Origin of the sequence: Hymenobacter segetis (assembly GCF_038448715.1) — a bacterium.
GTDB classification, from domain to species: Bacteria; Bacteroidota; Bacteroidia; order Cytophagales; family Hymenobacteraceae; genus Hymenobacter; species Hymenobacter segetis.
This window is the reverse complement of sequence record NZ_JBCEVZ010000016.1, coordinates 72,562-93,103: the sequence shown is the minus strand read 5'-3', so window position 1 is coordinate 93,103 and position 20,542 is coordinate 72,562. Positions and strand designations below refer to the sequence as shown.

The 20,542-nt window shown below is 63.3% G+C and carries 17 protein-coding genes; 8 read left to right on the top strand and 9 right to left on the bottom strand.

All coding sequences use genetic code 11. From position 1 onward, the window contains the following. Nucleotides 1-105: 105 nt before the first annotated feature. Nucleotides 106-858 carry an urease accessory protein UreG gene (gene ureG, locus AAFH49_RS08985; RefSeq protein WP_342297463.1) on the top strand — a complete coding sequence of 251 codons (753 nt, stop codon included), beginning with the start codon at nucleotides 106-108 and terminating at the stop codon, nucleotides 856-858. On the opposite strand, the gene AAFH49_RS08980 is transcribed toward ureG, so the two are convergent. After that, nucleotides 855-1,757, bottom strand: a complete 903-nt coding sequence (locus AAFH49_RS08980; RefSeq protein ID WP_342297461.1) for an urease accessory protein UreD — start codon at nucleotides 1,755-1,757, stop codon at nucleotides 855-857. The two genes, ureG and AAFH49_RS08980, sit on opposite strands and share 4 nt — an antisense overlap. A gap of 162 nt (nucleotides 1,758-1,919) precedes the next feature. On the opposite strand from AAFH49_RS08980, the gene AAFH49_RS08975 reads away from it, so the two are divergent. From AAFH49_RS08975 to AAFH49_RS08965, 3 genes are all read left to right on the top strand, one after another. Then, nucleotides 1,920-2,669: a J domain-containing protein gene (locus AAFH49_RS08975; RefSeq protein ID WP_342297459.1), complete on the top strand. Its 750-nt coding sequence runs from the start codon at nucleotides 1,920-1,922 to the stop codon at nucleotides 2,667-2,669. Nucleotides 2,670-2,789: 120 nt separating this feature from the next. Further along, nucleotides 2,790-3,293, top strand: coding sequence for an ankyrin repeat domain-containing protein (locus tag AAFH49_RS08970; protein WP_342297458.1), 504 nt, complete (start codon nucleotides 2,790-2,792; stop codon nucleotides 3,291-3,293). 533 nt (nucleotides 3,294-3,826) lie between these two features. Further along, complete coding sequence (locus tag AAFH49_RS08965; protein ID WP_342297456.1) at nucleotides 3,827-4,549, top strand: TonB family protein; 723 nt, start codon at nucleotides 3,827-3,829, stop codon at nucleotides 4,547-4,549. Between the two features lie 14 nt (nucleotides 4,550-4,563). Here the strand turns inward: AAFH49_RS08965 and AAFH49_RS08960 are convergent, their stop codons facing one another. Beyond that, nucleotides 4,564-4,926, bottom strand: a complete 363-nt coding sequence (locus AAFH49_RS08960; RefSeq protein ID WP_198067815.1) for a DUF1304 domain-containing protein — start codon at nucleotides 4,924-4,926, stop codon at nucleotides 4,564-4,566. A gap of 76 nt (nucleotides 4,927-5,002) precedes the next feature. Further along, nucleotides 5,003-6,598, bottom strand: a complete 1,596-nt coding sequence (locus tag AAFH49_RS08955; RefSeq protein WP_342297455.1) for a T9SS type A sorting domain-containing protein — start codon at nucleotides 6,596-6,598, stop codon at nucleotides 5,003-5,005. A 309-nt stretch (nucleotides 6,599-6,907) separates the two neighbouring features. On the opposite strand from AAFH49_RS08955, the gene AAFH49_RS08950 reads away from it, so the two are divergent. Then, nucleotides 6,908-8,605, top strand: coding sequence for a hypothetical protein (locus AAFH49_RS08950; RefSeq protein WP_342297453.1), 1,698 nt, complete (start codon nucleotides 6,908-6,910; stop codon nucleotides 8,603-8,605). A gap of 77 nt (nucleotides 8,606-8,682) precedes the next feature. On the opposite strand, the gene AAFH49_RS08945 is transcribed toward AAFH49_RS08950, so the two are convergent. The 4 genes from AAFH49_RS08945 to AAFH49_RS08930 all read right to left on the bottom strand — a co-directional run bounded on the left by AAFH49_RS08945 (nucleotide 8,683) and on the right by AAFH49_RS08930 (nucleotide 15,564). Then, a complete protein-coding gene (locus AAFH49_RS08945; protein ID WP_342297452.1) occupies nucleotides 8,683-9,657 on the bottom strand; it encodes a hypothetical protein in 975 nt (324 codons plus the stop codon). 286 nt (nucleotides 9,658-9,943) lie between these two features. Further along, nucleotides 9,944-11,359: a Fic family protein gene (locus AAFH49_RS08940; RefSeq protein WP_342297450.1), complete on the bottom strand. Its 1,416-nt coding sequence runs from the start codon at nucleotides 11,357-11,359 to the stop codon at nucleotides 9,944-9,946. Between the two features lie 114 nt (nucleotides 11,360-11,473). Then, nucleotides 11,474-13,684 carry a methylmalonyl-CoA mutase gene (gene scpA / locus AAFH49_RS08935; RefSeq protein WP_342297449.1) on the bottom strand — a complete coding sequence of 737 codons (2,211 nt, stop codon included), beginning with the start codon at nucleotides 13,682-13,684 and terminating at the stop codon, nucleotides 11,474-11,476. Between the two features lie 95 nt (nucleotides 13,685-13,779). Further along, entirely contained in the window at nucleotides 13,780-15,564 is a 1,785-nt protein-coding gene (locus tag AAFH49_RS08930; RefSeq protein ID WP_342297447.1) for a methylmalonyl-CoA mutase family protein, read from the bottom strand. A gap of 201 nt (nucleotides 15,565-15,765) precedes the next feature. Between AAFH49_RS08930 and AAFH49_RS08925 the strand changes: the two genes are divergently transcribed. The 3 genes from AAFH49_RS08925 to dnaA all read left to right on the top strand — a co-directional run bounded on the left by AAFH49_RS08925 (nucleotide 15,766) and on the right by dnaA (nucleotide 19,288). Further along, nucleotides 15,766-16,533, top strand: a complete 768-nt coding sequence (locus tag AAFH49_RS08925; RefSeq protein WP_342297445.1) for a 5'-nucleotidase C-terminal domain-containing protein — start codon at nucleotides 15,766-15,768, stop codon at nucleotides 16,531-16,533. A gap of 104 nt (nucleotides 16,534-16,637) precedes the next feature. Beyond that, on the top strand, nucleotides 16,638-17,576 hold the full coding sequence (locus AAFH49_RS08920) for a bifunctional metallophosphatase/5'-nucleotidase (RefSeq protein ID WP_342297444.1): 939 nt from the start codon (nucleotides 16,638-16,640) through the stop codon (nucleotides 17,574-17,576). A gap of 152 nt (nucleotides 17,577-17,728) precedes the next feature. Next, nucleotides 17,729-19,288 (top strand): chromosomal replication initiator protein DnaA, encoded by a 1,560-nt coding sequence (gene dnaA / locus AAFH49_RS08915; RefSeq protein WP_342297443.1) that lies wholly within the window; start codon nucleotides 17,729-17,731, stop codon nucleotides 19,286-19,288. A gap of 83 nt (nucleotides 19,289-19,371) precedes the next feature. Here dnaA and AAFH49_RS08910 read toward each other — a convergent pair whose 3' ends face one another. Next, nucleotides 19,372-19,866: a hypothetical protein gene (locus AAFH49_RS08910; protein WP_342297441.1), complete on the bottom strand. Its 495-nt coding sequence runs from the start codon at nucleotides 19,864-19,866 to the stop codon at nucleotides 19,372-19,374. Between the two features lie 197 nt (nucleotides 19,867-20,063). Further along, nucleotides 20,064-20,498, bottom strand: coding sequence for an OsmC family peroxiredoxin (locus tag AAFH49_RS08905; RefSeq protein WP_342297439.1), 435 nt, complete (start codon nucleotides 20,496-20,498; stop codon nucleotides 20,064-20,066). Nucleotides 20,499-20,542 lie beyond the last annotated feature (44 nt).

Genomic DNA, 20,542 nt, shown 5'->3' with positions numbered 1-20,542 from the left:
GAGTAGGGGCGGGGCTTGCCCCCGCCCGGACGTTCGCACTTGTTCAACGATTCCGTCCAACGACGGGCGGGGGCAAGCCCCGCCCCTACAATTAACTTTCTCCAAATGGCTTTTGTCGAAAAACTTGCCCTTCTCCTCCACGGCCACCAGCACGAAGCCTACGAATCCCCCGGCGACTTCAATGAGCGCGAAACGCGGCGGCTGCCCAGCTACCGCAACTTCCGCAAGCGCGCCTTCACGGTGGGCATCGGCGGGCCGGTGGGCACGGGCAAGACGGCGCTGCTCAAAGCCCTGTGCGAGCGCCTGCGCCACGAGTTCGAACTGGGCGTGGTCACCAACGATATTTTTACCCGCGAAGACGCCGAATTTCTCATCCGCCACAGCGCTTTGGATGAGAGCCGCATTGTAGGCGTCGAAACCGGCGGCTGCCCGCACGCCGCCATTCGGGAGGATATTTCCCTGAACATGGACGCGCTCGAAGGCCTCATGCAGCGCTTCGACTACGGGCTCGATTACCTTTTCGTGGAAAGCGGCGGTGACAACCTGGCCGCCCACTTCAGCCGCGAGCTGGTGGACTATTCCATCTACGTCATCGACGTGTCGGGTGGCGACAAAATCCCGCGCAAGGGCGGCCCCGGCATCACGCAGTCCGACCTGCTCATTATCAACAAAATCGACCTCAAAGACCTTATCAAAGCCGACCTTGGTGTGATGGAGCGCGACTCGAAGAAGATGCGCGGCGAAGGCCCATTCCTCTTCGCCCGCGCCACCGACGGCTACGGGTTGGATGAAATCATTGCCCACATCAAAGCCGCCAAAGCCCGCGCCCTGGCCGCCGTGCGCGAAGACCGGCGCTAATACTTCCGCGCCAGCGGGTTATAGCCCAGCAATTCCCCATCGGCCAGCGCCGCCAGAATCTCATCGCACAGCGGCTGCAAGGCCATGCGGCTGTGCGCGGCGGCTCGCAGCACCCACACATTCTCCCGCGCCCGCGCCACCGAAATCGCGCATTCTTGGCTATTGATATTGAAATGCGGCCCCGTGCCACCAGGCATCTTTTGCCGCGCCAGCATCTCAGACAGTTTCTGAAACTTGGCATCGCCGGGACTACCCACCAGAAACACTGAGAAGAAGGTTTGATACCCCGCGAAATTGGCCGGTGAGGTGGCAATATTTTCCGCGGGCTCAAACCCAAACCTGTCCAGCAGTACCAGCCGGCCGGCCACCCGTACGCGCAATTCCGAGTGTAAGGATGTGAAGGCAAACCGCTCGCCTTGGTCCATCCGGCCGGAGTGAAACCAATCGACCAGCAGCAGGAGGGAAGTGGGCTGCAACTGCCACGCCTGCACCTGCCGGTAGCGGCTTTCGGCCTGCAATACCACGGGGTCGGGGAATACCACGGCTAGGGCATTTTCGCCCAGCTCGCCCACGGTGTGCTGCTCGGCCACGGCCCCATCGATGGACCGAAAAACCTTCGTGCTGGCCTGCGTGCTGATGATGAGCCGCGAATCGGCCCGCCCCGTGATGCGCAGCCGGATGACGTCGCCCGCTACCAGGCCGCCGCCGTAGCTGCTCAGCACCACGTGGGCGGCGCGGCTGGGCGAGGCCGGTTGCAGCAGCTTCAGCGGCTGAATGTTTTTGCAGGCCACCAGCCGCGAGCGGCCGCGCACCTCGGCTACGTCGAGCACGCTCCAGGCGGGCGCGGCGGCCTGGGCGGGTGGATGCAGTGCAAGGGCAGTGGCCGAATCAGTCGTCATAAGAATGCGAAGTACGGCCGGCCGGCCGCCAATTCCGCATCGTGGCTGCTGTTGCCACGGCCTAGCGCGGGGTTTGGTGTTGCCCAAACAATAGCCCGTGGCAGAGTTGCGTTTTGAAATAGCCCGGCACTCTGTATTTTAGGGCTTCGCCGCGCTTTCGATATGCAGAATTATTACCGCCTGTTGGGCGTCGACTCCACGGCCACTGCGTCGGAAATCGTGCAGGCCTACCTGGCCCAGCGCACCCGCCTCAAGCGCCTGGCCGCCGACCCCGCCATGAAATCCCGCCTCGCCGAGGTAGAGGCCGGCTACGGCATCATCAGCCACCCGCGCCGCCGATTGGCCTACGATGTGCTGCTGGCCCAGGAGCCCGCCGAAGCCGCGCTGCCAGCCCACTACGCCGCCGCCGAGGCGCGCTGGCACCACTACGCCCGCATTGCCCGCAGCCTCAACGTGGCGCTGCTGGCCTGCTGCCTGCTGCTGGGCCTCGACTGGACCCTGCCGCTGCGCCAATACGCCCACGAAACCGTCCAGAGCCGCTTCCCGGTATCGGTGCCGTCCGCGCTTTCCGCCCCCGAGGTGGCCTACCGCGTGCACACGGCGCACACCAGCTTCCGGCTGCCCAGCGCCATCGGCCACCGCGTGCGCACCGGCCAGGCCATCACCGTGTGGCAAACGCCCATTCTGGGCATTGTGCAGCGCATCAGCGCGCCCGCCTCGCCCGACGGCCCGGCCCCTTTTCGGCCCTACGGCGGCACCATCTACGGGGCCTTTTTTCTGCTGCCGCTGCTGCTGGCGGCCGTAGCGGCCGTGGGCACCTGGCCCGGTCACTCCCCCGAAACCTACGTGAACACCGCCGCCGTGGGCGCATTGCTGACCGTGCTCGCGCTCGTGGTGCTGCTTTGTTTTTGAGGCCGGAAACCCGCCGTCAGTCCCGTGCCGCATATCAAATGCCCGCGCAATCCGTAAGCGCTGCCGGGGTGTCCGCCCGGCCACGCCCGTTCCGTATTTCTTACCAGATTCCTGCCATTCATGGATTCCACCGCTGCCCCTTCCGAAGACCTCCTGTTTGATGCCGCCCGGCGTGGCGATGTGCCCGCCCTGCGCGACCTGCTGGCCACCGGCCTCGCTGTCGACACGGCCAACCCCAAGGGTTTCACCCCCCTCGTGCTGGCAGCCTACGACAACCACCCCGATGCCACCACCTTCCTGCTCGATGCCGGGGCCAACCCCAACGCCCAGGACCTCGGCGGCAACACTGCCCTGATGGGCGTGAGCTTCAAGGGCTACCCCGGCATTGCCCGACAGCTCATTGCCCACGGGGCTGGCCTCAATATTCAAAACGCCAGCGGCGGCACGGCCCTCATGTTCGCCACCATGTTTGGCCGCAACGAGCTGGTGCAACTCCTGCTTGATGCCGGAGCCGACCGCACCATTGCCGATGCCCGGGGCCTCACCGCCCTGCACCTCGCCGGCCAGCAGGGCAACGCGCAAGCCTGGGCCCTGTTGGGCGGTGAGCCCCAGCCGGCGCAATAGCCTCAACGTAATTTCCTGAAAACAAGGCGGCATCTGCCGCTCCGGCCCTGCCCACCACGTCTGCCGGCGTGGTGGCAGGGCTTTTTTGTGCACACTGCCCTTGTCACGCCATGTTTTTGTGAAATTGGCTTCGCGATAAATTTTACTTGGAATAGTTCATTTGTAAATGCGGCTCGGTTTAATCAGGGATTATGAATATTTTTCGAAAACGTGAGTCCTGTACAAAAGGCTATTGATTTGATTTGTGGGCATTTTATTGTTAATTTGCTTTGAAATAAACGCAGTTAACGAACGAATCCCTTTCGCTGACAGCTCCTTCTTTATAAAGAAAGTAAGAAGGGCAAACGTTTGCCTTCTGCGAATTATTTGCCTTGTGCCCGGAAAAAATCAATTGATGGAAACAGGTTTTTAGCCTGTTTCAACCGTCCATTCGCCGTTTTCTACTGAAAACGATTGTGGTCTGGTCAGGCAATGAACTTTCCCGTGCCCCTGCTTTGCAAACACTCATTCTCTTCACCAAAATCCCACCGCTTATGCTGCTCTCTACTCTGCTTGTCGTTGCGCAATTATTGGTTGCCGGCCCATCACCGGCTTCGAAATCCACCGCAGGCCCGGCCACCGCTTCGGCGGCCCCGGCCGTGGCGGGCCGCGTTACCAACGAGGTAGGAGTGCCGCTGCCGGGCGTATTCGTGGCGGTGCAGGGCACTCCCCAGGCCACCAGCACCAACGCCGCCGGCGATTTCCTGCTGGCCCTCACCAGCACCAAATCCGTGCTGCTGTTCAAATGCCAGGGCTACCGCGACCAGACGCTGGCGGTGGCGGCCGGCAACTCCCTGACCGTGAAAATGCAGTCGCTCACCAAAGCCGTGGCCGCGCCCACCGGCCCGGTGCCCGTAGCCCCGGCCCCCGAAGCGGAAGCCGCCAACGCATCCACCGTACTGAAGTTCTCAGAGGTGCTGCCGTCCTTTCCGGGCGGTGAGTCGGCCTACTACGCTTTCGTGCGCCAAACGGCCCATTACCCCGAAGAAGCCCTCAAGCAAGGCCTGTCGGGCATGGTGTACGTGAGCTTTGTAGTGGACCAGCAGGGCCGCATCGTCGATGCGGAAGTGGCCAAGGGCTGCGGCCATGGCTTCGACGAAGAAGCCCTGCGCGTGATTCGCCTCATGCCCTGGTGGACACCCGGCCTTGTGGGTGGCAAGCCCGTGCGCGTGGCCCGCACCATGTCGGTGCCGTTTGCCTTCCGCTCGCGCGACTAAGGCAAGCGCCAGAATCAGGCCATTTGCAGGGCCGCCAGGGCCAGCAGGGCGGGCACGGTTTGCACCAAAATAATCCGCTTGCCGGCCGTGAATCCGCCGTAGATGCCGGCCACGGCCACGCAACCCAGGAAGAACGCGCCCACGTTGCGGTGCCAGGCCGGGTCCGTTATCAGCAGCGCCCAGACGAGGCCGGCGGCCAGAAAACCGTTGTAGAGGCCCTGGTTGGCGGCCAGCACTTTGGTGGGCGCAAACAGCTCGGGGCGCAGGGAACGGAAGGTTTTGGGGCCACGGGTGGTCCAGGCAAACATTTCCAGCCACAGAATGTAGGCGTGAATGAGGGCCACCAGGCCGATGAGCAGTTGGCTGAGCAGGTGCATAGCAACGCGGGAAAAAAGTGACGCCCCGGCCCGCTGCATCAGCCGGCCGGAGCGCACAAGGTAAGCGCTGCCCGCGCTAATGCTGCACCACCACCGGCTGGGAGGTGGTTTTGCCCTGCGTGGCCACCCGCAGCACGTAGAGGCCATCGGGCAGGGCCGAGGTATCGAAGTGGATATCGGCCGCGGCCGCCTGGATGGAACGGGTGGCTACCGGGGTGCCCAGGTGGTCGTACAGCGTGGCCTGGCCGGCCGGGGCCTGGTTATCGAGGCGCAGGGTGAGCTGGTTTTGGGCGGGGTTGGGGAAGAGGTTTAGGGCCGGGGCGCGAAAGTCGTTGTCGTCCCGGCCGTGGCCACGCAGGCGGCTGCCATAGCGGGCCACATAGCCTTGCGTGGTGGTATTGTTCAGGGTTATTGCATCGAAGTGGCAGCTGCCGGTAAAGGAGCCGGCGGTGTACACGTTGTTCTGGTCATCGATGGCAATGCTGGTGCCGCCGCTGGTGCCGGGGCCGTCCACCAATTCCTGCTGCTGCACGCGGCCATTGGCATTGAGGCGGGTCAGGTAGGCCTGCGTACCGGCGCTGCCCGTCACGAATACCTTGCGCGACTGCTGGTCGACAATTATGCCTTTTACCGAGGTATTCACGGCCGTGGCCCAGTCCACATCGCCGGTGGCATCGTAGCGGGCCACGTAGCCGGTGGGGGCGGTGCTGGTGAGGGTGACGCCGTTGCCGAAGTCAGCCGTGCCCATAAAATCGCCGCCGATGCAGGCGTCGCCCTGCTTATCGATGGCCAGGGCCCCGCCCCAGTTGTTGCTGGGCACGTACTTGCCCCACTGCACCTGCCCGGTGCCCGAGTCGAACAGTGCTAAATAGTCGGAATCGGGGCCAATGGGCAGCGACACGTTATCCAGGTGCCAGCCGCCAGCCGTGTGGCCGCTGAGGTAGCAGTGGCCGGCATTGTCCACGGCCACGCCCAGCGCAAAGCTCGAGCCCAAAGCCCCTTTGAGACTGAACGGGGCCTTGGCCCAGCGTATCTGCCCGTTGCGGTCGTAGCTCGCCAAAAAGCCATCGCGGCGGCGCGACCCGATGACAATGGCATCGGCGGTAACGTTGCCGCCCGTGACGTCGCCGCTGATGTAGCTGTTGCCGGCCCGGTCCACGGCCACGCCCGTGCCGTGGCTGGAGCCGTAGGCCCCGCCCTGGTTGCCGCTGGCCTGTTTCACCCAGCGCACGCGGCCGTTGGCCCCGCACTTCACCAGCATCACGGAGTAGCCGAAATTCTCGGCGATGACGCCCACCGTTTGGCCGCCGGCGTAGGTGATGGTGCCGTGCAGCCGGCCGCTGATGTAGGTATTGCCGTCCTTATCCACTACAATGTCGGTGGTGTTGCTGCCTTCTTCGGCCCCTTCCAGCTTGGTCACGCGCAGCACCTGGCCCTGGGGGTTGAGCTTGGCAATGTAGAGGCAGCGGCCGGGCAGGCTGCTGCTGATGGTGGTGCCGCCCAGCTGCGCGGTGCCGCCCACGAAGCTGCCCGTGACGTAGGTATTGCCGTCGGCATCGGCGGCCACGGCGGCCACGCCGGCGGTGGCGGGCAGGGCGTAGGTCCAGGCGGTGGGCTGGGCCCAGGCACCCAGGCCAATCAATAGCAATACGGAGAGGAGGAAGTGTTTCATAGCGGTAAGGGAGTGTGGGAATTGTGGGGAAATGAGAAGGATTGATTAAACCGACCCGCCTTGCTCCAGGGCATCCTTCAGCAGCATAGCCAACGGCCCAGCGGCACCTCAAGGGCCGGGCGACACGATTCTACCTTAAACTTAGATAAGAATTTTATAGAATCATATAAATAATATATTTGATTTTAAAGTAAACCCGGCAGTTGCCGGGGCCGCAACTTGCTGGCCCGGCGGGAGTATATTCGAAATAAGGTCGCCCCTGACCGGCGGCTTTGCTGGTTTCCTTTCATCCCTTTCCCCATTCCGCTTATGTCCCTTTTTACCTTGTTCCCATGCGCGCTGCCCTGCCTCACCGTGCTGGCTGCCGCCGGCTTGCTGGCCGCTCCCACCGCCCGGGCCCAAACCGACCCCGCCTGGGCCCGCGTTCAGCGCAGCACCTCGCCCACGGGCAGCTTCGGCAGCGGGCGCCACCTGGCCGTGGCGGCCGATGGCAGCTGCTACGTGGCCGGCAACTACACCGGCACCCTCACCCTGGGCACCACCGTGCTCACGGCCGGCTCCGGGGCGGCGCACTACTTTCTGGCCAAATACAGCGCCACGGGCACCGTGCTCTGGGCGCGCCCGGTAGAGGGCGGCGGATACCCTAATACCCTCGACGGCCGCGTGGCGGTGGACGGGGCCGGCAATGCCTACCTCGCGGGCTCCTTCAGGAACACCGTTACGGTGGGCGGCACCACCCTCACCAGCGCCTTCGAGGACTCCTACCTGGCCAAGTTCGATGCCCAGGGCCAGCCGCAGTGGGTGCGCCAGGGCGGGGCCGGCACCTCTGTCGGCAGCCTGGCCACCGATGCCAGCGGCAACGTGGCCGTGGCCGGCAACGCCAGCACGGCCGTGGCGTTTGGCGGGCCGGCCGTGGCGGGCACGGGCGTGTTCTACTATAAGTTTTCGCCGGCGGGCGGCATCCTGCAAAGTCGCATCGTGGGTACCGGCGGCGGGGGCGACACCACCCGGGGCTTGGCCCTGGATGCCGCCGGCAATGCCTACCTCGTGGGTTCGTTCAGCGGCACCCGGCAGTTCGGGACTGCCACCGTGACCAGCCTCTATGGCACCCTGGACATTTTCCTGTGCAAGCTCGATGCCACCGGCACCCCCGTCTGGGCCGCGTCGGTGGGCGGGGCCTCCGACGAATTCGCCGAAGCCGTAACCGTGGACGCCAGCGGCTCGGCCGTGGTGAGTGCCACCAGCGAATACGTGGCGACCGGGGGCGGGATTGGCGGCCCCTTGGGCAGCACCCTGTTCCTGACCCGCTTCACGCCTCAGGGCGCACCGCTGTGGGAACGGCGCATCAACCCCACCGGCGCGGCCAACGGCGCGGGCACCAATTCCGGCCCCAGCCTGGCCTTCGGCGTGGCCTACGACGGGCGCGGCGGCTGCTACCTCGTCGGCCGCCTGCGGGGCACGGCCGTCTTCGGGGCCACCACCCTCTACGCCCTCAACCCGCAGCTGTTTGTGGTGCGCTACGACGGCCAGGGCAATGCCGTGTGGGCCAGCCAGGGCGTGGGTGCCACCACTACCCCCGGTGCCGATGGGTGCCAGGCCACCAGCATCGGGACCGATGCGGCCGGCAATGCCTACCTCGTGGGCGATGTCGGGGGCACGGTCGCGTTTGGGGCGCTGCCCACCGCCGCTTCCACGGGCTTAGCCGATGTGCTGATGGCCAAGCTCACGGCCGGCGGCATCCTCACGGCCGCCCGCCCGGCTGCGGCCGGCCTGGCCCTGGCCGCCTACCCCAACCCGGCCAGCGGCTCGGTCACGCTGCGGCTGCCGGTGGGCGGCGGCCAGCTCGCTGTGCTCGATGCCCTGGGCCGCACCGTGCGCCAGCAGGCGCTGCCCGCCACGGCCGGCGACTGCCCGGTGTCGTTGGCCGGGCTGGCCCCCGGCCTCTACCAGCTGCGCGCTACCCTGGGCAATGGCCAGCCCGCCACGGCCCCGCTGCTGGTGCGCTAGGCACGGTTTTGTTTCATCAAAAAAAGGCCCGGATATAGCATCCGGGCCTTTTTTTGATGGATGAAAAGCAATGCGGCTTAGTGCAGCACCGCGATTTCGACGCGCACCGGCGTATCGCTGTCGTTGAACACCTCCAGCCACTGGCCGTCCGGCCCCAGGGCCTCGGCCGTGGTGTCCAGCTCGCTGCCGCTGGTGGTGAGGGTGGCGTGGGCGCGGAGGCTGTTGCCGGCCGCCAGCACGCGGCCCACCAGCGCCACCTGCGCGGGCTGGGGCACGGCCAAGCGCAGGTGCAGCCGGGTGGTGGCCAGCAGCGGCGTGCTGAACAGGACGCTGCCCAGCGCCCCGGCGGCCACGGTCAGCTCGTGGGTTTCGGGGCCGGCGGGCGCGGCCGGCCCGCTCAGCCGAAACAGCTTCAGCGTGGCCGCATCGGCGGCGAAGAGCACCTTGGCCGCCGCGCTCGCCTCCTGGCCGAAGCCGTAGGCCAGGTTTTGGGTGGTGAGGTAGTGGTCGGTGCCCTCCTGGTTGGTGCCTTTTTTCACCTCCTGGGTGGTGTTGGTATCGGCCAGCTCCGTGACGAGGGTGCCCAGCGTGGCCAGCTGGGCGGCGGTGTAGCCCTTGGCGGCGAGGTCGGTTTTGTCGCGGGTGGCCGAGGCAAAAGCGGTTTGGAGCAGCGTCCGCATCTTGTCGTGGCTGTTGCGGGCGGTTTCGTAATTGCTGCGGCCGTAGGTGGCCATGCGCCCGACGTTGTGTGGATAGGCGCGGCCCACGAAGTAAAACAGACTTTGCAGGGCCCCTTGGGCTTGGGCCATGGCGCTGGCCACTTCGGCAGTGTCCTCCATCAGCTCACCCACCCGCACGGTGTTGTCGGGGGTGGTATCGGCCAGGTCAATCGCGGCCAGCCAATCGGTTCCAAATGCCGCATCAAACTCCGGATTGAAGGCCTGGAAAGCGGCCTGGTGGCTGAGGTAATGCGCCTGCATGGTGCGCATGTCCTGGCGCATGGCCGCCGCCGAGGACGAATAGTGCCGCAGCACAGTGGTAGCTTTTTTCATGGGGTTGACAATGAATGGGTAAAGTTGAGCACCCAATGTAGGCATTCCCCCACGCCTCGACGCCCTTGCCCCATCGGTTTACGTCCTTCCCTAGTGGGTTTACGCCCTTCCCCCGCGCCCTTACGCCCACGTAAACCCACCGGGGAATGGCGTAAACCCACCGGGGGAGGGCGTAAAGACGCAGGGGAGGCCCGCCAAGGCACCGGGGAGGCCCGGCAAGGCCCAGGGGCAGCCCGGAAGGCGGCGCGGGCACGCAAAAGGCCCGCCGGGTGGGGCGGGCCTGGGGTTAGCTGGGGGAGGAGTCGGCTTCGGCTACTTTGGCAGCGATGAAGTCGTAGACTTTGTTGGCGAACTGGTAGTTGAGGTCGTAATAATCTATCGAAGCATAATCATTTAAGTAAATAGAATCAAAAAAGACTAGTGCTTTGTCATGGTCAGAATAAGCAGGCTTTCCATCTAATAACTCATCTATACTTACAGCTATTCCAAACTCGTGTTCTGCAAAAAGGAAATCAATTAGTAAACGTAAGTCAAACGACTTACGACGTTGACGAAAACCAGTCCATGCTATACTAAAGGTTACTGTATCGGCTAAAACAGCTGATTTATTTAGACCCCTCTTGATAGTCTCTTTTACATTAGATATCATAGAGAATTCCTTAATTACTGGCAATTTAGCACCTACATAGAACACCCCTCCTGAGAAAAACTTCTCCAGAAAAAAAGCGTCAAAGCGGCTTGTTTGGGTCGTGAGGTCACTAATCAATCTATCAATAAGTGCATCGAAAAAAGATACTTGGAGGTCCATATTCCAAGATTTTTCGATTGTATCCTCATTAGTTAACACCTGCTTCTTCAGCAGCGCAAGCTTCTTATCCAAGTCACTTGGTTCTTCGATGGATTCGCCCTTCGCGGCGCGAATCATGAGTTGCAGGGAGGCTTCCACGTTTTCAATGATGAAACGGAGGAAAGGTTCGGGGTCGCCGGCATCGGCGGCGGAGAGGGCGGCTAGGTAGCGGTTGCGGGTGGGCTCGTCGGCTTTGATGACGGTGATGGGGTAGCCGTGCCGCATGAGGATGAGGTTCATGAGCAGGCGCGACATGCGGCCGTTGCCGTCATCGAAGGGGTGGATGCTGACGAAGCGGTGATGAAACTCGGCGGCTAGCGCGACGGGGTGTAGCGTGGGCGCTTCCGTCTCCTGGCGGTACCAGGTGAGGAGGTCGTGCATGCGGGCGGGCGTCTCCTCGGGGCTGGCGAAATAGAAGGTTTCGCCGGTGGCGGTGACCACGTTGTTGGTGCTGGACTTGTACTGGCCGGGCACGATGCGCTGGCGGGTGGGCTGGCCGCTGGCCGTGTGGGCGGGCTTGTAGTGCTCCTCGCCGAGCAGTACCTGGTGCATTTCGCGGATGAACTGCTCGGTGAGGGGCCGGTCGTCGTGCACCACTTCTTCGAGGCCGAGGATGGCTTCGTTGTGGCCTTTGATGTCGAGGTGGTCGCGCAGGGGCTTGCCTTCGGCCGTGAGGCCGTGCAGGAGTAGCGAGCGGGTTTCGCCCAGCGTGAGGGAGTTGCCCTCAATGGCGTTGGAGTTATAATTCCAGTCGAGCCGAAACTTTTGCAGCACCCGCTGCTCCTGTTCGGGCGCGAGGGGGCGCAGGGCATCGAGGTCGGCTTTGAGGCGGTCGAGCGTGGTAAAGAGATTCATAAGAAAGGGGATTAGCCTGCAAGCTCAGAAATTATGGCGAACAAAAAAGGCCCGCTGTTGGGAGCGGGCCTTTTAACTAAGATGGATTGACGCCAGCCAACCGCGCTGGGGCAACTACTCCCCCAGCTTCGCCAGAATCTCTAGCGCGGCGGTGGCGATGACCGTGCCGGGGCCGTACACGCCGGCCACGCCGGCATCGTAGAGGAACTGGTAGTCCTGGGCGGGGATGACGCCGCCGGCGATGACCAGGATGTCTTCGCGGCCGAGCTGCCGCAGCTCCGCCAGCAGCTGGGGGAGCAGGGTTTTGTGGCCGGCGGCGAGGCTGCTCACGCCCACGACGTGCACGTCGTTGTCGGCGGCCTGGCGGGCTACTTCGGCGGGGGTTTGGAAGAGGGGGGCAATGTCGACGTCGAAGCCGACATCGGCGAAGCTGGTGGCGATGATTTTGGCGCCGCGGTCGTGGCCGTCCTGGCCCATTTTGGCCACCAGCATGCGGGGGCGGCGGCCTTCGCGGGCGGCGAAGGCTTCGGCCGCCGCGCGGGCCTGCTCGAAGGCGGCGTTGTGGCTCATCTCCTGCGAATACACGCCGGCCACGGTGCGCGTGGTGGCCTGGTGGCGGCCAAACTGGGCTTCGAGGGCATCGGAGATTTCGCCGAGGGTGGCGCGGGCGCGGGCGGCTTCTATGGCTAGCGCCAATAAGTTATGAGTTGAGAGTTGAGAGTTAAGAGTTGGGGCAGAAGCATCGGCTGAATCAACTCTTAACTCTTCACTCTTCACTCCTAACTCCTCAAGGCGTACGCCGGCGGCTTCGGTGAGGGCGGCCAGGGCCACCTTCACGGCCACATTATCGCGGGTGGCGCGGATGGTTTTGAGGCGGGCAATCTGGCTTTCGCGCACGGCGTCGTTGTCGATGTCGAGCACTTCGACCTCCGTTTTCTCGGTGGTCTGGTACTTGTTCACGCCCACGATGATTTCCTTGCCCGAGTCGATGCGGGCCTGCTTGCGGGCGGCGGCTTCCTCGATGCGCAGCTTGGGCAGGCCGGTTTCGATGGCCTTGGCCATGCCGCCCAGCCCTTCCACTTCCTGGATGAGGGCCCAGGCGCGGTCGGCCAGCTCGTGGGTGAGGGTTTCGACGTAGTAGCTGCCGCCCCAGGGGTCCACCACTTTGGTCACGTCGGTTTCGTGCTGGAGGTAGAGCTGGGTGTTGCGCGCGATACGGGCCGAGAAATCGGTGGGCAGGGCAATGGCCTCGTCGAGGGCGTTGGTGTGCAGGCTCTGGGTGCCGCCGAGCACGGCCGCGAGGGCCTCGATGGCGGTGCGGGCCACGTTATTGTAGGGGTCCTGCTCGGTGAGGGAGTAGCCCGAGGTCTGGCAGTGCGTGCGCAGGGCCAGGCTTTTGGGGTTGGTGGGGTTGAACTGGTTGATGAGCTTGGCCCAGAGCAGGCGGCCGGCGCGCAGCTTGGCAATCTCCATGAAGTGGTTCATGCCGATGGCCCAGAAGAAGCTCAGGCGCGGGGCGAATTCGTCAATCTTCATGCCCGCCGCGAGGCCGGCGCGCACGTATTCCAGGCCGTCGGCCAGGGTGTAGGCCAGCTCCAAATCGGCCGTCGCGCCGGCTTCCTGCATGTGGTAGCCCGAGATGGAAATGGAGTTGAACTTGGGCATCTTGGCCGCCGTGTAGCTGAAGATGTCGGCGATGATGCGCATGCTCGGCGCGGGCGGGTAGATGTAGGTGTTGCGCACCATGAACTCCTTCAGAATGTCGTTCTGAATGGTGCCTTGCAGCTTTTCGGGCGGCACGCCCTGCTCCTCGGCCGCCACAATATAGAAGGCCAGCACGGGCAGCACCGCCCCGTTCATGGTCATGGATACCGACATTTCGCCGAGCGGAATCTGGTCGAAGAGGATTTTCATGTCCTCCACCGAGTCGATGGCCACGCCGGCCTTGCCCACGTCGCCCTGCACGCGGGGGTGGTCCGAGTCGTAGCCCCGGTGGGTGGCCAGGTCGAAGGCCACGCTCAGGCCTTTCTGCCCGCCGGCCAGGTTGCGGCGATAAAAAGCATTCGATTCCTCGGCCGTGGAAAAGCCGGCGTACTGCCGGATAGTCCACGGATTCTGGGTGTACATGCTGGCATAAGGGCCGCGCAGGTAAGGCGCCTGCCCCGCGCCAAAGCCCAGGTGGTCGAGGTGGGCCACATCCTCGGGGCCGTACACGGGCTTGATGGCAATGCCCTCGGGCGTGAGCGTGGCAGCGGTTTCGGGCGCAGCGGGAGCGGCGGGGGCCGGGGCGGCGTCGTAGGGAATCGAAGAGAAGTCGGGCTTCATGAGGGAATTCTGAATTATAAATTATGAATTATGAATGGTGGGCCGCAGCCGATTAGCCATTCATAATTCATAATTCAAAATTTATAATTGAAAGACTACCGCCCTTGCAGTCGGGCCAGCACTTCCTCCGTGGTATAGCCCTGCACCTTCATTTCCTGGAAGCCGAACACGCGCACGGCCTCGTGCATGGTAGCCAGGTCAGAGCTGAGCAACGCCGGCGGGACGAAGTGCTGCTTCTCGGTCGGAATCTGGTAGATGAAGCGGGCAAATTTCTGGAACTGCTCGATGGTGGCGTACATCAGGGTCGCTTCCTCGGCCGAAGAATAGAGCAGCGAGAGCGTGCCGGCGGGGTGGCTGGCCGCCAGCTCGGGCCGCTCGTGGTCCTGCAGGGTTTGCAGAAACGTTTCCAGGATAACCTGGTTGGTGTTGGCTCCCAGCAGCACCACGGCGGCGCGCTTGCTCTTGCGGTCGCGGCGCTCGAAGTGCATGGCCGTGGCCAGGCGCAGCACTTCGGTGGGGTAAGCGGCCCGCGTCACGTCGAAATCGGCGGAGCGCAGGAGCTTCTTGGGGTGAAAGTGGAACTGCTCGTTCTTGTTCTGGAAGCGGTTGGTGCCCACAATCACCTGCTGGCCGCTGGCAATGCGCCGGAAGGTTTCCGTGGCCACCGCCTTGATTTCTTCGATGAGCTGGCCGCGCACGGCCGGCAGTCCGCCCGCCGCCTCGGTGCGCTGAAACAGGGCCCAGGCCTCCTGGGCCAGCTGGTCGGTGAGGGTTTCAATATAATAAGAGCCGGCGGCGGGGTCCTGCACCCGGCCCAGGCCGGCCTCTTCGCGCAGCAGCACTGAGAGGTTGCGCGCCAGCCGGCCCGAAAACTCGTTGGCCTCGGCAAACAGGCAGTCGAACGGGGCCACGGATAAGGAATCGGCCCCGCCCAGCACGGCGCTCATGCCCTCGGTGGTGTGGCGCAGCAGGTTATTGTGCGCGTCGAGGGTGGTCTGCGTCCAGGTGGCCGTCATGGCGTGGATGCGCAGGTGGGCATTCAGCTCAGCCGGCAGGCCGAAGCTGTGCAGCAGCGTGGCCCACAGGCGGCGCAGGGCGCGCAGCTTGGCAATTTCGAGGAAGTAGCCGGGCATGATGGCCACGTGCAGGTGCAGCGTGGCGGCTACTTCGGCGGCCGTGGTTTCGGCATCGGGCAGGTCGGCCAGCAGGGCGGCGGCGGTGTTCAGGCTGAAGGCAATCTGCTGGGTGGCAGTAGCGCCCCGGTTGCCAAAAAAGGCCCCGTTCACGGCCAGCGCGCGGAAATCGGGCATACCCGTGGTCAGGCGCACGCAGCGGCGCAGGGCGGCGCGGTAGTCGGCCAGCTCGGCCCCCTCGGGCACGGGGCCGGGGGCAAAGCGCAGGAAACCACGCAGGGCCGTGCCGGGCGCGGCTTCTACCAGCTGAGCCAGGAGCTCATCGGGGGCGGCCAGCACGGTGTAGCCCACGAAGGTGCGGGCCAGCGGCAGCTGCTCGGCCAGGTAGTGCACGGCCAGCGCCGGGATGTCGTGAATGATGAAATGGATGCCGTCGGCTCCATTGGCGAGGGCATTGGCCGCTTGGTCAATCTGGGCGCGGCCGTCAGTGCCGGCCGGTATGGCAAGGGCGGGCACGTTCAGCCAGGGCGCGATGGGGTGGGGCAGGGGCGCGGGCGGGCCGCCCAGCGCTGTGAGGGCTTCGCGGTGGTAAAAGGGCTCCAGGCTAAAGCCGTCGGGCAGGGGCCAGCGCAGCGTGGCCGGGTCCTGGCCTTTGAGCTCGCGGGTGAGGCGGGCCTGCCACTCGGCAGTGGTAACGGCCGGGAATTCGGCGAAGGAGACGGGCGCGGCCGTGAGGGTGTCGGACATAGGTAGCAAGTGCTTCAACGGATAGCGTGCGGCGGTTCCCGCAACTACGAACCTCAGTTAAAACAGGCCGAAAGATACCGCGCCGGGGCCGAAGCGGCCATGGTGACGCGGCTGTGAGCGGCGGCCTGCCGGGTTAACATCGTAACTTTGCATCAACTTCGCCCGGTGTCCATCGGGTATCGTCCGCTTCCTCCATATTTCATGTTGCACCATTCATTGCGGGTCACCTTCACGCCGCTATTGCTGGCCCTGACGCTAGCCACCGGCTGCCAGCGCGCCGCCTTCGCACCCACTGCCCATTTCGCGCCCACCACGAGCCAGGTAGTGGGCAAAACCCAGACCGAAGACCCCGCCATTGCCGCCCTCATTGCGCCCTACCACGACAAGGTAACGGCTCAGATGACCGAGGTGCTGGGCACCGCCCCGGCCCCGCTCACCAAAGCCCCCGGCGAAAACCCGCTCTCCAACTTCGTGGCCGACCTGCAGCGCGAGCGCGCCAGCGCCGAGCTGAAAGCCCCCATGGACTTGGGTGTGATGACCAATGGCGGCCTGCGCGCCGGCTTCGCGGCCGGTCCCGTCACGCTGGGCTCGGTGTTTGAGTTGATGCCGTTTGAGAACGAGCTGGTCGTGCTTGATGCCCCCGGCCCGGTGGTGCAGCAGCTGTTCGACTACGCCGCGCACATCAAGATGGCGGTGTCCGGCGCTACTTATAGTGTCACTTTCGATGGCATGCCCAAGGACATTCGCATCGGCGGCAAGCCTTTCGATGTGAACGAAAACCGCACCTACACCATTGCCATTTCCGACTATTTGGCGACTGGCGGCGACAACCTCTCGTTCTTCAAAACCCTCACGCCGCGCCACACCAACGTGCTGCTCCGCACCGCCATCGCCGACCACATCCGCGCCCTCACCAAAGCCGGCCAGCCCATCACGGCCCGCGTCGAAGGCCGGGTAAAGGCTAATTAAGAATTATGAATTAGAAATTATGAATTGCGAGCCATCAAAGTCAATGGTTTGTGCTTCAAAAATTTAATTCATAACTCATAATTTTTAATTCATAATTCTAAATCATGAAGCGTCGCGAATTCCTCCGCAACTCCCTCCTCGGCACCGCCGGCCTCACCGTGCTGGGCGGCCTGGCCAACTCGGCCGAAGCCGCCGCTACCGCCAAGGCTCCGCTCAAACTCACCATCCTGCACACCAACGACATGCACTCCCGCATCGAGCCCTTTCCCGACAATGGCGGGCAGTGGGCCGGGCTGGGCGGTATGGCCCGCCGCGCGGCGCTCATCAAAGACATTCGCAGCAAAGAGCCCAATGTGCTGCTGCTCGACTCGGGCGACATCTTCCAGGGCACGCCCTACTTCAACTTCTTCGGTGGCGAGCTTGAGTACAAGCTCATGAGCCAGATGGGCTACGACGCCAGCACCCTCGGCAACCACGACTTCGACAACGGCCTCGACGGCCTCCAGCGCCAGCTGCCCCACGCCACTTTCCCCTTCCTCATCGCCAACTACGACTTCTCGAAGACCCCATTGGCCGGCCGTTTCGCGCCCTACAAGGTGTTCGACAAGCAGGGCATCCGGGTGGGCGTATTCGGCATTGGCATCGAATTGAGTGGCTTGGTGGCCGATAAAAACTTCGGTCAGACTATCTACCTCGACCCCGTGGCCAAGGCCAAAGAAATGGTAGCCCAGCTGCGCGGCCCCGAAAAGTGCGACCTCGTCATTTGCCTCTCGCACCTCGGCTATAAGTACGCCGAGGCCAAGCTCGATGACCGCAAGCTGGCCGCGCAGGTTTCCGGTATCGACCTCATACTGGGCGGGCACACCCACACGTTCATGGACGCGCCCGAGCCCATCGCCAGCCCCGACGGCCACTCCACGCTCATCAATCAGGTGGGCTGGTCGGGCATCAACCTGGGCCGGTTGGATTATGAATTTTCAACAAAAAATAAGCGCGCCGGGCTGGCAAGCGCTGCCGTAGTGCCGGTTCGGGCGGCCTGCTAAAAGCACGACATAAACAAGCCCATTTCGGCTTTTTTAAGTGCGAAGTTTTCCACAATTTTGTCCCCCTCTAAAAAATAACGCCCGCTTTGGGCGGCTGATTTCGGTCTTCTTTTTGCTCCCGGTTTGTTGCCGGTTTCCTTTCAAACGTTCAAATGCTCAAGGATTTTCGCACGGTTTGGGCTGGCTGCTTGCGCAGCATCTCGGCGGAAATCGGGGAGCAGAGCTTTAGAACCTGGTTCCAGCCCATTGTACCGGTCGAACTGAAGGGCAACGTGCTCACCATTCAGGTGCCGAGCGCCTATTTCTACGACTGGCTGGAGGAGCACTACGTGGACGAGCTGCGCCGCGCCCTCTACCAGCAGCTGGGCTCCGAAGGCCGCCTCGAATACAGCGTAGTCGTGGACCAGGGCAACGACCAGACGCCGCCCCGCGCCCTGCACCTGCCGCCCACCCGCAAGCAGGCCGCCCCCGACCCGCGCGACGCCCCCCAGCCCATGCCCGGCACGACCGCCGGCAACCCGCTGGCCGGCAGCGCCCGTGCCGCCTCGGCCCGCTACGTGAACTCCGGCGCGGTGCGCACCACGCCGCGCGGCAACAACTTCGCCAACGGCGGCGGGGCCGATACGATGGCCCCGCCCCGCAACCCCTTCGACCAGGCCCGGCCGATGGACGGCAACCTCGTCCCGTCGCAGCTCAACGGCTCTTATACCTTCGACAACTACATCGAGGGCGACTGCAACCGCCTGGCCCGCTCGGCCGGCCTTGCCGTGGCCAACAAGCCCGGTACCACCAGCTTCAACCCGTTAATGGTTTACGGCGGCGTGGGCTTGGGCAAAACCCACCTCGTGCAGGCCATCGGCAACCACATCAAGGCCACCGCGCCCGAGCGGTTCGTGCTGTATGTATCGGCCGAGAAATTCACCAATCAGTTCATCGACAGCGTGCAGCGTGCGCAGGTGCAGGACTTCGCGAACTTCTATCTGCAGGTTGATGCGCTGATTCTGGACGACGTGCAGTTTCTGGCCAATAAGGGCAAGACGCAGGAGATGTTCTTTCACATCTTCAATCACCTGCACCAGTCGGGCAAGCAGATTGTGATGACCTCCGACCGACCCCCCAAGGACCTGCTGGGTCTGGAGGACCGCCTGCTGAACCGCTTCAAGTGGGGCCTGACGGCCGACGTGCAAAGTCCGGATTTCGAGACGCGCGTTGCCATCATCCGCAATAAGATGGAGCAGGACGGCATCGATATTCCGCCGGACCATGTGGTAGATTACCTCGCCAATTCGGTGCACACCAACGTGCGCGAGTTGGAAGGTGTCATCGCCTCGCTGGTAGCCCAGAGCAGCTTGTCGCGGCGCGATATCGACCTGGAAATGGTGAAGCAGGCGTTGCGCCACATCATCGAGGAGGTGGAGGCCGAGGTCAACCTCGACTTCATCCAGAAGACCGTGGCCGCGTATTTCAGCATCTCCGTCGATTTGCTGAAGGATAAAACCCGCAAAAAGGAAGTGGTGACAGCCCGCCAGGTTGCCATGTACTTCGCCAAGCACCACACCGCGCACACGCTGAAAACCATCGGCTTTCACTTCGGTGGCCGCGACCATACCACCGTGATGCACTCCGTGCAAACCGTGTCGGACTTGGTGGATTCAGATAAGAAATTCCGCGACCAAGTGGACGAGTTGCGGAAGAAGTTTGCCAAGAAGTAGGGCCTCTCGGTCAAACCAGCATCAATAGCAAAGGGGCTCCAGATTAGTATCTGGAGCCCCTTCGCGTTGCTGAAGGATGTTGTTTAGGCGGCTGCCGTCGGGCTAACTTCCTGCAAGGGCAGGTTGTGTTTGGTGGCGAAGGCCCGCACCTGCTCGCGGAAGCGCGTTTTGCGCATTTTGCCTTTCACCTCGCGCAGATTGAGGGCGTAGATTTCGCCGTCCTTCTGGCGCACGCGCAATACTGCGGGCTTAAGCTCCAGGGCGGTGATGTTCTCGGCGGCGAATACCTGCTTGGGGCGGAACAGGCCGTTTTTGTGCACGATGTAGCCGGGGGTGAATTCGAGGTAGCTCTGGGTGCCAAAAATGGGGGCATTGTTCACCAGCACGTAGCCGAGGTATACGAACGTGAAAACCAGGAACACCCAGTGCAGGAAGTGGTAGTCCGTCGCGCCGGTGTTGCTTAATATCCCAAACAGTACATAGGCAAGCCAGAACAGGCCGATGGCGAGTTGGCCCCAGAACGGGACGCGGGAGTTGTTGGCGGGGCGGAGGCGGATGCGAGTGGTACCAGTGGGCATAGGGACAAATTTAGTTGCTAGTCGCTAGTTGTCGGTTGTCAGGGACCGAAAAGAACGAGAGTCAGCAAAAGCAAGAACGTCATGCAGAGCATAGCGAAGCATCTTGCCCGCAATAGTAAACTTGATTACTACTGCGGTAGAGATGCTTCGGCTACGCTCAGCATGACGTTCTTATTTCATTGTTCGACCAGCGAAACCTAGCCTACAAACTTCGCTTCCAGCGTCATTTTGGGCACGGCGGCCAGCACTTTCGATACCGGGCAGTTGGCCTTGGCATCTTCGGCGTGCTTCTGGAAGTCGTCGGCGGTGATATTACCGCCGGTGACGTGGCCCTCGGTGGTGAGGTGGATGTGCTCGATGACGGGGTGGCCGTTGTTGGGGTTCATCGTCACGGTGCTGGTCGTGGTGATGCTCTCGACCGAGTGGCCGTGCTTGGTGAGCACGCTGGTGAGGTACATGGTGTAGCAGCCAGCGTGGGCCGCGCCGATGAGCTCTTCGGGATTGGTGCCGGGCTTGCCTTCGAAGCGGCTGCCTACCGAGTAGGGCGCGTTGAGGAGGCCGCTGTCGGTGGTGAGGGTGCCGCTGCCTTTGATGTCGCCGTTCCAGACGGCTTTGCCTGCATGGTCTGCCATGATGTGGTAAGTTGGGAAATGGTGAAGTGGTGAGTTACGCTTTA

Excerpts from the sequence above, each read along its gene's own strand:
- ureG (WP_342297463.1), top strand. The coding sequence starts at position 106 with ATGGCTTTTGTCGAAAAACTTGCCCTTCTCCTCCACGGCCACCAGCAC.
- AAFH49_RS08980 (WP_342297461.1), bottom strand. The coding sequence starts at position 1,757 with ATGACGACTGATTCGGCCACTGCCCTTGCACTGCATCCACCCGCCCAG.
- AAFH49_RS08975 (WP_342297459.1), top strand. The coding sequence starts at position 1,920 with ATGCAGAATTATTACCGCCTGTTGGGCGTCGACTCCACGGCCACTGCG.
- AAFH49_RS08970 (WP_342297458.1), top strand. The coding sequence starts at position 2,790 with ATGGATTCCACCGCTGCCCCTTCCGAAGACCTCCTGTTTGATGCCGCC.
- AAFH49_RS08965 (WP_342297456.1), top strand. The coding sequence starts at position 3,827 with ATGCTGCTCTCTACTCTGCTTGTCGTTGCGCAATTATTGGTTGCCGGC.
- AAFH49_RS08960 (WP_198067815.1), bottom strand. The coding sequence starts at position 4,926 with ATGCACCTGCTCAGCCAACTGCTCATCGGCCTGGTGGCCCTCATTCAC.
- AAFH49_RS08955 (WP_342297455.1), bottom strand. The coding sequence starts at position 6,598 with ATGAAACACTTCCTCCTCTCCGTATTGCTATTGATTGGCCTGGGTGCC.
- AAFH49_RS08950 (WP_342297453.1), top strand. The coding sequence starts at position 6,908 with ATGTCCCTTTTTACCTTGTTCCCATGCGCGCTGCCCTGCCTCACCGTG.
- AAFH49_RS08945 (WP_342297452.1), bottom strand. The coding sequence starts at position 9,657 with ATGAAAAAAGCTACCACTGTGCTGCGGCACTATTCGTCCTCGGCGGCG.
- AAFH49_RS08940 (WP_342297450.1), bottom strand. The coding sequence starts at position 11,359 with ATGAATCTCTTTACCACGCTCGACCGCCTCAAAGCCGACCTCGATGCC.
- scpA (WP_342297449.1), bottom strand. The coding sequence starts at position 13,684 with ATGAAGCCCGACTTCTCTTCGATTCCCTACGACGCCGCCCCGGCCCCC.
- AAFH49_RS08930 (WP_342297447.1), bottom strand. The coding sequence starts at position 15,564 with ATGTCCGACACCCTCACGGCCGCGCCCGTCTCCTTCGCCGAATTCCCG.
- AAFH49_RS08925 (WP_342297445.1), top strand. The coding sequence starts at position 15,766 with ATGTTGCACCATTCATTGCGGGTCACCTTCACGCCGCTATTGCTGGCC.
- AAFH49_RS08920 (WP_342297444.1), top strand. The coding sequence starts at position 16,638 with ATGAAGCGTCGCGAATTCCTCCGCAACTCCCTCCTCGGCACCGCCGGC.
- dnaA (WP_342297443.1), top strand. The coding sequence starts at position 17,729 with ATGCTCAAGGATTTTCGCACGGTTTGGGCTGGCTGCTTGCGCAGCATC.
- AAFH49_RS08910 (WP_342297441.1), bottom strand. The coding sequence starts at position 19,866 with ATGCCCACTGGTACCACTCGCATCCGCCTCCGCCCCGCCAACAACTCC.
- AAFH49_RS08905 (WP_342297439.1), bottom strand. The coding sequence starts at position 20,498 with ATGGCAGACCATGCAGGCAAAGCCGTCTGGAACGGCGACATCAAAGGC.